Source organism: Actinomadura roseirufa (assembly GCF_900659635.1).
In the GTDB taxonomy this organism is placed as follows: domain Bacteria; phylum Actinomycetota; class Actinomycetes; order Streptosporangiales; family Streptosporangiaceae; genus Spirillospora; species Spirillospora roseirufa.
The window spans coordinates 21,312-27,734 of the sequence record NZ_CAACVB010000099.1 but is presented as its reverse complement, the minus strand read 5'-3'; the positions used below and the strand labels follow the sequence as shown (position 1 = coordinate 27,734).

Below are 6,423 nucleotides of genomic sequence, written 5' to 3'. Positions count from 1 at the left end.
CTCGGAACCCCGTTCCTCCATGCCCGGACGGCCCCTGTGCTCCGGCGCGGAACGGCAGCCCTGTTCCCCGAACGAAGGAATTCCATGCAGAAGCGCGCGATCAATGCTGTCCTGACCGGCGTCACCGGTACCGCCCTCGCGGGGATGCTGGTGGCCGGTGTCGCGGCCGCGAGCAACGACTCCGCTCCCGACCAGAAGCTCCTGTCGCAGCAGGCCATGGCCACGCAGGAGCACAAGGTCTCGCAGAAGCACGGCTCCAAGGGGTCGGCCAAGTCCGACGCCAAGGCCAGCGACAAGGACGGCGTCAAGCGCGCCCGGAAGCTCCCGGCCGCGCTGCTGTCCGGCAAGACGACCGCGTCCTACTACTGGGACGACGGCTCGGGCGTGAACGGCGACACCGGCGCCCCCGCGTCCGGCAAGCCGATGCAGAAGGGCCTGTTCGCCAGCCCCAGCTGGCCTCTGCTGACCAAGGTCCGCGTCACCTACAAGGGCCGCAGCATCACCGGTTTCATCGGCGACCGCGGTCCCGGCCTCCCGTCGCACAACGGCGTCATGCTGGACCTCGACACCTACACCTTCCGGTACCTGCTGGACGGCAAGAAGCCGGAGAGCAAGTACAACGCCGGCACCGGCGAGGGTCACATCAGCGGTGTCAAGTGGGAGGTTCTCTCCTGGGGTTCCGGCGCCGGTAAGCGCGGCGCCCCGCAGCCCCTCGGGTAATGACGTGAAGCGCCTCACCGCGATGGCGTGAGGAGCCTCACCGTGCTTCGGCAGGGGCTGCCGGAAGCGAGTGCGGAACGCCCCGGCGATCATTTGATCGCCGGGGCGTTCACCGTTTCGTGATCTGTCATCTGGCCTTGCGCAGCGGGAACGGGGCGGCCGTTTCCCGCGACGCCGCCTCCCGGGACAGCTCCCGGGACAGGGCCAGCGCGGCCGTGCGCACCGCCGGGGCGAGCCGGTCGAGGTCGAGGCGGCAGACGTTCCCGGTGATGGAGATCGCCGCGATCACCTGGCGGCGGTGGTCCAGGACTGGCGCGGCCACGGCCGAGACGCCGGCCTCGGACTCCTCCCGGTTGACGGCGTACCCCCGGTCGGCCGTGCGGGCCAGCTCGCGCTGCAGCAGCCCCGGCATGACGATCGTGTGCGGGGTGTAGCGGACGAGCCCGGCGGCGAGCACCCGGTCGAAGCGCTCCGGCGGCCCGAGCGCGAGGAAGAGCTTGCCCGTCGCGGTGCAGTAGGCGGGCAGCCTGCCGCCCACCCGGGACACGATCGGCATGGACCTGCGGCCGCTCACCTTCTCCAGGAACAGCGTGTCGGTGCCGTCCAGCACGGCGAGGTGGATGTTCTCGTGCGTCGCCTCGTACAGGTCCTCGAGGTAGGGCAGCGCGGCCTCGCGCAGCCCGCGCGGCCGCGGCGCCCGCTGGCCGAGCACGAACAGGCGCATGCTCAGCCGGTAGCCGCCCGCGGTCCGCTCGACGCCTCCCCACCGCACCAGCTCGCCGAGCAGGCGGTGCGCGGTCGGCTTGGGCAGTCCCGTCCGCGCGGCCAGCTCGGTGAGGTTCAGCTCGGTGTCGGCGGAGCCGAAGGCGTCGAGGAGGCTGAGGCCGCGTGCCAGCACCGACCGCGGCGCGTCCCCGTCGGGGGCCGGGATGTCCATTCCCCGATGGTCACCGTGTTCGGCCCCGCCCGCAAGGGCGCGCAGACCCGCGGCGGCGCCGGTCATCGCCCGGCCTTGTGCCCGGTGATCGGCGCCTCGATCAGCAGGGGGCCGTCGAGATGCTTGGCCCCGGCCACGGCGTCGCGCAGCTCGTCCGCAGACCCCGCCCGCACGGAGTCGACGCCGAACAGGCGGGCGGCGCTCTGCCAGTCCAGGGCCGGCGGCGCGAGGTCCATGCCGACGTAGCGGCCGTGCTGGGCGGACGCGCCGCCGCCGGAGTCCAGGGTGTCCTTGAGGGTGCGGTACTCCCCGTTGTTCATGACCACGAACGCGGCGGGCACCCGGTAGCGGGCGGCGCTCCAGAGCCCCTGCAGGCCGAACATCGCGCACCCGTCGCCGAGCACCGCGACCACCGGCCGGTCGGGATCGGCCAGGCTCGTGCCGACCGCCGCGCCGATCCCCCAGCCGAGACCGCCGCCGACCGTGTGGACGTACGAGCCGGGCCTGTCCTGGCGCAGGACGGCCCGCAGCCGCAGCCCCACGGTGATCGCCTCCTCGACCACGACCGCGCCGCCGGGGAGCCCGGCCGCCACGGCGTGCGCGGCGGCGCCGGGGTCCATCGGCGCCGGTCCGTACGCGGCGGTCGCGGCGGCCTCGGTCTCGGCCCTGGCCCGCGCGTGCGCGGCGCCGATCCGCTCGATTCGCCCGGCCGCCGCCGGCACCCGGCCCGCCAGCTCGCCGGTCAGGGCCCGCAGCGTCGCCGCGAGGTCGCCGGTGAGCCCGTGCCGGACGGCGAAGTTCCGGCCGATCTCGGCCGCGTCCTCGTCGACCTGCACGATCGCCAGCCCGTCCGGGACGGCCGGGCCGGGCGTGTAGTGGTGCGGCATGAACGCGTGGCAGCCGACGATCAGCGCCGCGTCGTGCGCCTCGAGCACCGCGCGAACGGCGGCGTTGCGCGGCGCCAGCATCCCCGCGTACAGGGGGTGGCCTCCGGGGAAGTCGACGCCGTCGTTCATCGGCTGGTGATAGACGGCCGCGCCGAGCCGTTCGGCGAGCTCCACGAGCTCGCGGACCGCGCCCGCGCGGCCGACCCCGTCGCCCGCGACCACCACGGGACGCTCGGCCCCGGCGAGCAGCGCCGCGGCGTCCGCCACGCCCGTCCCGGGCGCGCCCGGCGCGGACACGGGCGAGCGGGCCGGCAGGGTGACGTCGGTCTCCTCCTCCAGCAGGTCCATCGGCACCGACAGCAGCACGGGCCCGGCCGGGGGCCGGGCCGCCAGCGCGAACGCGCGCCGCAGCATGATCGGCAGGTCGTGCGCGTGGTGCACCTCGAGGGCGGACTTGGTCGCCGCGGCCGCCAGCCCCACCAGGTCGCCCGACAGCATCGGGTCCTGGACGAGGTGGCGGCGGTCCTGCTGGCCCGCGACGATCACTAGCGGGGTGCGCGAGCGCAGCGCGTTCAGCATCCCGATCAGCCCGTTCGCCACGCCCGCCGCCACGTGCAGGCTGACCAGCGCCGGGCGCCGCGACGCCCGCGCGTACCCGTCGGCCATGGCGACCACGGACCCCTCCTGCAGGCCCAGCACGTACTCCAGGTCCGGCGCCTCCACCAGCGCGTCCATCAGCGGGAGCTCGGTCGTGCCGGGATTGCCGAAGATCCGTGTCACGCCCTCGTCCCGGGCGATCTCCAGCAGCGCCTCGATCGGCCTCATATCGTGAACGTCCTGCCCTTCAGTGCGTGCCTTCAGTGCTTGGCGGAGCCGCCGTCGACGTTGATGGTCTGCCCGGTGAGGAAGCCGCTGCCCTCGTCGCACACGTACAGCAGCGTGGAGACGAGGTCGGCGGGCTGCCCGGTCGCCGGGACGGCCTGCAGGCCGCGGACCCGCTCGAAGCCGCCGTCCGCGCCGGTCGAGCGCGCCGCGGTCGCGGTGCGGGTCAGGCCGGGCGCGATGGCGTTCACCGTGATCCCGTCCGCGCCGACCGCGCTCGCCAGGGCCCGGGTGAAGCCCACGAGTCCCGACTTGGACGTGGTGTAGGCGACCAGCTCGGGGGGCCCGAGGAACACCACCGCGGAGGCGATGTTGACCACCCGTCCCCAGCCCGCCGCCTTCAGGTGGGGGAGCGCGGCGCGGGTCACCAGGAACGGTCCGTCCAGGTTCACCCGCATGATCCGGCGCCAGTCCTCCAGCGTCGTCTCCTCGAACGGGAGCGGCGGGTAGATCCCGGCGTTGTTGACCACGATGTGCAGGCCGCCGAAATGATCGGCGGCCTCCTCCACCGCGGCGCCGACCTCCTCGGGGTCGGTCACGTCCGCCCGCACGGGGAGGAACCGGCCGCCGGGAATCAGGGCAGCGGTGGCCGACATGTCCGCGAGGTCGAGGCCCGCGACCCGATGTCCCCGCGCGGCGAGGGCGATCGCGAACTCGCGTCCCAGCCCGCCCGCGGCGCCGGTGACGAGGGCGACCCGCTGGGTTCCGTTCTCAGACGGCGTCTCGGTCATGGCCGCCAGCGTGGGGCCGCGCCCGCCGGGCCGACAAGCGGCCGTTTTCATTCACCGAAACGGCTTCCTTGTCGTGGGGTGGCGCCGGTCACATGCTCGCCGCATGTCCGCACCACAGCCGTCGGCCGTGCCGGCCGCAGCCAACGACAACGAGGGTCCCGCCGCGCCGCGGCCCCGCGCGCGCCGACCGGTGCCCGACGAGGCGGGCGTCATCGGCGTGCTGATCCTGCTGGTGCTCGGCGTGGGGCTGTTCCAGCCCGACTTCCTGAGCACGGGCAACCTGCTCACCACCACGCACAACTCCGTCTACGTGGGGCTGATGGCCTGCGGCATGGTGTTCGCGCTCGCGATGCGGGAGGTCGACCTGTCGGTCGGCGGACTGTACGCGATGGGCATCGTCGTGGGGGCGCTGCTCATCCGGGACGGGATGAACACCTGGCTCGCGGTGCTGGTCGTCCTGGCGCTGTCGGCGCTGGTGGGGGCCCTCAACGGCGCCGTGACGACCTATCTGCGGCTGCCGTCGTTCATCGTCACGCTCGCCACGTCGATGCTGCTGCGCGGGGTCGGGCTGGCGCTCGCGGAGGGCAAGCAGATCACCGACCTGCCGCAGGACGACGCGTTCTTCCGCGTGCTCGGCGGCGGCGAGACGCTCGGCGCCCCGAACGCCGTGTGGGTGTTCGCCGCGGCCGTCGCGGCGCTGACCGTGCTGTTCACCCGGACCAGGTTCGGCGCACGGGTCCGCGCCATCGGCTCCAACCCCGAGGCCGCCGAGTTCGGCGGGCTGCCGGTGACCACCACCCGCATCGCGGCGCTGGCGCTGTCGGGGCTCATGGCGGGCCTCGCGGCGGTGCTCGCGCTGGCGTTCTTCATCGCCGGCGACCCCACCATCGGCCAGGGCTACGAGCTCACCGCCATCGCCGCGGCCATCATCGGCGGCACCCCGCTGAAGGGCGGCAGCGGCTCCGTCCTCGGCGCCGCGGCGGGCTGTCTCATCCTCGGCGTCGTCACCGCGGCGCTGGTGTTCTTCGAGGTCCCCATCAACTGGACGACCTTCGCGACCGGGGGCGTCATCCTCGTCGCCGTCGGCGCGGCACCGCTGCTGCGCCGGGTCCGTGACCTGCGCCCCGCGCGCGATCCGCGCGCCGGGCCCGCCCCGCGCCACGTCCCCGACGGGCGCTCACCTGGGAGGAACCCATGATCCCGCGTCCCCGGGGGGCCGTCGCCGCGGCCGCCGCGCTGGCCGTCACCGCCGTCCTCGCCGGTTCCTGCGGTGATGACGGAGGATCGGGCAAGGGCAAGCGGCTGAAGATGGGCATCGCCGTCGCCAACTACAGCCTCAACTTCGCCCGGGAGATGTACGAGGGCGCGACCGAGGCGTCCAAGCAGGCGGGGAACGTCGACTTCAAGGTGGTGGGGCCGCCCAACACCGACGGTCCCGCCGAGCAGCAGCTCTTCCAGAACCTCACCGTCACGCACCGGGACGGGATCGTGCTGGAGAACCTCGACCCGCCGATCTTCACCCGGCCCGCGGCGCAGGCCGTCGCCAAGGGCATCCCGATCGTCGCGCTCGACACGGCGCCCACCGACGGCAGCAAGGTGGACTTCTACGTCGGCAACGACAACTACGAGCTGGGCTCGCTGCTCGCGCGGGAGACCGTGAAGCGGCTCGGCGCGAACGCCAAGGGCACGGTGGTCATCGGCGTTCCCAACCCGGGGGCGCCGGTGCTCGACAGCCGGGCCAAGGGGATCAAGGACACCCTGGCCAGGCAGGCGCCGGGCATCCGCGTGCTCGGCCCGTTCCAGACCTACAGCGACCCGGCGCAGAGCTACGGCGCCTGGCAGGCGCAGGTCAACGCCAACCCCGGCGCGCTCGCGTTCCTCGGCGTGGGCGACGCCGACAGCTACAACCTGGCCAGGCTCAAGGACCAGCGCAAGGGCAAGTTCCTGACGGCGGGCTTCGACGTCGACCCGAAGACCCTCGACGCGGTGAAGCGGGGCACGAACTTCGTCGCGATCGACCCCGAGCACTACCTCAAGGGGTACGTGTCCACCGCGATCCTGATCAAGTCGGTGCGGGAGAAGGACGGCAAGCTCCCGCACGGCTGGTTCAAGACCCCCGGCCTGGTGATCGACAAGTCGAACATCGACGAGATCCTCCGCCGCCAGCAGTCGGTGCAGAACGCCTACGCCTGGTACAAGCCGCGGCTCGACCCGCTCCTGGCGAACCCCGGCGCGAACATCAGGCCGCTCAAGGAGGCCCGCTGAC

Annotated in this window: 6 protein-coding genes; 3 read left to right on the top strand and 3 right to left on the bottom strand. The window is 73.5% G+C overall.

Features of this window, described 5'->3' with window-relative positions; translation table 11 throughout:
• The first annotated feature begins 84 nt into the window (after nucleotides 1-84).
• Nucleotides 85-720 carry an RlpA-like double-psi beta-barrel domain-containing protein gene (locus E1291_RS21280; protein WP_131739606.1) on the top strand — a complete coding sequence of 212 codons (636 nt, stop codon included), beginning with the start codon at nucleotides 85-87 and terminating at the stop codon, nucleotides 718-720.
• Nucleotides 721-847: 127 nt separating this feature from the next.
• Here the strand turns inward: E1291_RS21280 and E1291_RS21275 are convergent, their stop codons facing one another.
• From E1291_RS21275 to E1291_RS21265, 3 genes are all read right to left on the bottom strand, one after another.
• Nucleotides 848-1,657 (bottom strand): IclR family transcriptional regulator, encoded by an 810-nt coding sequence (locus E1291_RS21275; RefSeq protein WP_131739604.1) that lies wholly within the window; start codon nucleotides 1,655-1,657, stop codon nucleotides 848-850.
• A gap of 62 nt (nucleotides 1,658-1,719) precedes the next feature.
• Entirely contained in the window at nucleotides 1,720-3,369 is a 1,650-nt protein-coding gene (locus E1291_RS21270) for a thiamine pyrophosphate-binding protein (RefSeq protein WP_131739602.1), read from the bottom strand.
• A gap of 32 nt (nucleotides 3,370-3,401) precedes the next feature.
• Nucleotides 3,402-4,157, bottom strand: a complete 756-nt coding sequence (locus E1291_RS21265; RefSeq protein ID WP_131739600.1) for an SDR family NAD(P)-dependent oxidoreductase — start codon at nucleotides 4,155-4,157, stop codon at nucleotides 3,402-3,404.
• A 103-nt stretch (nucleotides 4,158-4,260) separates the two neighbouring features.
• On the opposite strand from E1291_RS21265, the gene E1291_RS21260 reads away from it, so the two are divergent.
• The gene (locus tag E1291_RS21260; protein WP_131739598.1) at nucleotides 4,261-5,355 is read left to right on the top strand and encodes an ABC transporter permease; all 1,095 of its coding nucleotides are present in this window, start codon (nucleotides 4,261-4,263) and stop codon (nucleotides 5,353-5,355) included.
• Nucleotides 5,352-6,422, top strand: a complete 1,071-nt coding sequence (locus E1291_RS21255) for a sugar ABC transporter substrate-binding protein (RefSeq protein ID WP_131739596.1) — start codon at nucleotides 5,352-5,354, stop codon at nucleotides 6,420-6,422. The genes E1291_RS21260 and E1291_RS21255 overlap by 4 nt, the downstream gene beginning before the upstream one ends.
• Nucleotide 6,423 lies beyond the last annotated feature (1 nt).

What these genes read in the sequence shown, in the direction of transcription:
- E1291_RS21275 (WP_131739604.1), bottom strand. Translation starts at nt 1,657, where the DNA reads ATGGACATCCCGGCCCCCGACGGGGACGCGCCGCGGTCGGTGCTGGCA.
- E1291_RS21280 (WP_131739606.1), top strand. Translation starts at nt 85, where the DNA reads ATGCAGAAGCGCGCGATCAATGCTGTCCTGACCGGCGTCACCGGTACC.
- E1291_RS21270 (WP_131739602.1), bottom strand. Translation starts at nt 3,369, where the DNA reads ATGAGGCCGATCGAGGCGCTGCTGGAGATCGCCCGGGACGAGGGCGTG.
- E1291_RS21265 (WP_131739600.1), bottom strand. Translation starts at nt 4,157, where the DNA reads ATGACCGAGACGCCGTCTGAGAACGGAACCCAGCGGGTCGCCCTCGTC.
- E1291_RS21255 (WP_131739596.1), top strand. Translation starts at nt 5,352, where the DNA reads ATGATCCCGCGTCCCCGGGGGGCCGTCGCCGCGGCCGCCGCGCTGGCC.
- E1291_RS21260 (WP_131739598.1), top strand. Translation starts at nt 4,261, where the DNA reads ATGTCCGCACCACAGCCGTCGGCCGTGCCGGCCGCAGCCAACGACAAC.